Origin of the sequence: Drancourtella massiliensis, from assembly GCF_016900655.1 — a bacterium.
Lineage (GTDB): Bacteria > Bacillota > Clostridia > Lachnospirales > Lachnospiraceae > Sellimonas > Sellimonas catena.
On record NZ_JACJKH010000064.1, the window covers coordinates 1 to 1,683 of the forward strand.

1 protein-coding gene is annotated in these 1,683 nt (G+C 43.4%); it reads right to left on the reverse strand.

The window, feature by feature from the left end; genetic code table 11:
- Positions 1 to 195: 195 nt before the first annotated feature.
- Entirely contained in the window at positions 196 to 1,575 is a 1,380-nt protein-coding gene (locus tag H6A32_RS15685) for a transposase family protein (protein ID WP_204864806.1), read from the reverse strand.
- Positions 1,576 to 1,683: the final 108 nt, after the last annotated feature.

Below are 1,683 nucleotides of genomic sequence, written 5' to 3' on the forward strand. Positions count from 1 at the left end.
CAGCGGTAAAGAATAAATTTTAGAAATCCCTGCTTTTCAGCCAGAGTATGTTATTGTGGCTATTTTGCACAACAAGCGTCTCCTTTGGAGCCGTTATCCACATCTCAAGGCCATACGGACTCCTCTTCAAAAAAATGTGGATATTTACTTTTTTCCATCTTCCATTCTATCACCACCTGTTGTATAATAACCCTGTCATTCAAGATACACGGTTGTGTATTTCGAAATGTAGGATACATCTTCATCCGTTACTGTATGTCTGCGAAAACTTTCCAGTAACCCTGAAGATGTATTTTTTATGCTCTGCCCGATCTCTTTCCTCAATGGGCTGAAGGAAAGGTAGATCTGCATGACTATGTCTGCTATCTGTGTGATCAGGTAATGATTTTTCATCGCATTGCTGTCCCGGCTGTTTAAATGCTCAATATCATAAATCCCATTTTTCTGGTTATTGAACCCTTCGTTCTCTATTTTCCATCTTCCACGGCCTGCTTCAATCATTTCCTCCAGATTTTTCTTTGTCAGTTCGATGTTTGTGATCCACTGGAATTCATGGATTTCTTTCTCCCCGTCTTCTTCTGTTTCATACCGATAGCGGTACATATCCGCTTCTTCTTCCTTCCCTGCCGTTTCCTCTACATGGTTGATATATTCTCCGTTCCCGCCTTCTTTCCCGATTCCCGTCAACGTCTCTGCTCCGCCTCCACCGGCAATCCATTCATAGCTCTCTGCCAGCACTTTCTGCCGTGTTGCCTTCTGGGTCAGGATGTATTTCCAGTCACGGCACATCTTCATGATCGTCTCTGCCGCATAAAGGGCATCCCCCTGCAGACAGACCGGCAGTCTCGGATAGTCTTTATGCAGCCGTTCCAGCAGCCGTTTCGCCGCATTGATCTCACAGTCATTTTTGCTGACATCTTCCTTCTCATTTTCAATGAATTCTGTATCAAGGCTGATCAGGATCCCCGGCGACAGCAACAGTTTCGCCTCCAGAACTTTATGATAATATCTTTTCACTTTGACCTCTTTCCCATCTACTTCCCGTGTCACCGTTGTCACAAGACAATTTTCGCAATGCTTTTCACGAAAGTAAAAGAGCCCGGTCCCGTCTATGATGACTCTCCAGTATTTCCCCAGCAGTCTGGAACGGGAAAAGCTTTTCTTTCGGATCAGGCTCTTCACCATCTTTTTTCTTACATCTGCCAGACATTGTGGAGAAAGGCGTTCCAGATAATAATTCAGTGTATCCGCATGCGGCATTTCTGAAAGCCCCTGATCACCGGACAGAATCCGGAGTGTGGCAATACACGCATCTTCATTAAAGGTTTCTTCCATGGAGCGCATGCTCTTTACTGCACACATATTTTTCAGCATCCCCATCAACACCAGATCTGCCTGACTGTAGGTAGTATAGGAAGGGTGTCTCGGATCCGTCATCTCATTAAGCCATTGTGGAAGTTCTTTAAAAAAATGACGGGTAAGCATCATGATTTCCACAATCCCTCTGTCTTTTTTCTTCATCTTACGCTTCTTTGCTTTGGTAAGCCAGTCGGCTTTTTTCTTCAGTTTCTTCATACTTTTCTCCTGTGTGTAAAATTTTTTTCTTTTATTTTACATTAAACAGAAGAAAAGCAGGAAATCTCTGGGATTTTTATTGCGAAAAGTTTTTATTCTTCAGTGCTG